Genomic DNA, 445 nt, shown 5'->3' on the forward strand with positions numbered 1-445 from the left:
CGGCCAGTACTTCTACTTCAAGCACCTGCGCGACCTGGAACTGCAAGGCAAGCGCGACGACAAGGGCCTGCACCTGCAGGTGCTCGACCGCAAGGGCGCGACCACCGAGCGCTGGGAACTGAGCGCGAAGGGCGATGCGCTGGAAGGGCAGTGGCGCGCCGGCAAGCGCAGCCTGCCGGTGCGCCTGCAGCGCGTGGACATCGCGTCCCTGCGCGCCGGCCGCGACGGCGAGCGTTACCGCCGCGTCGGCGACGACGCCTCGGCCTTCGATGCGCTGCGCGTCAGCGAACTGGCGCTGGAAAAATCCAAGACCCAGCAGTTCCAGGGGCATCAGTTGCAATGGTGGCGCGAGCCGCGCACCGGCATGGAACTGTTCACCGTCGAGTCCGGCGTCGACCAGCCGGCGCGCGGCCGGGTCAACGCGATCCTCAAGCAGCGTCTGTGG

General features: G+C 69.4%; 1 protein-coding gene. It reads left to right on the forward strand.

What is annotated here, in order from left to right; genetic code table 11:
• A partial coding sequence (locus JQK88_RS35730; RefSeq protein WP_203281290.1) for a hypothetical protein occupies positions 1-445 on the forward strand: 445 nt, incomplete at both ends.

The sequence above is a fragment of the Mesorhizobium caraganae genome (assembly GCF_016836705.1).
Taxonomy (GTDB): domain Bacteria; phylum Pseudomonadota; class Alphaproteobacteria; order Rhizobiales; family Rhizobiaceae; genus Mesorhizobium; species Mesorhizobium caraganae.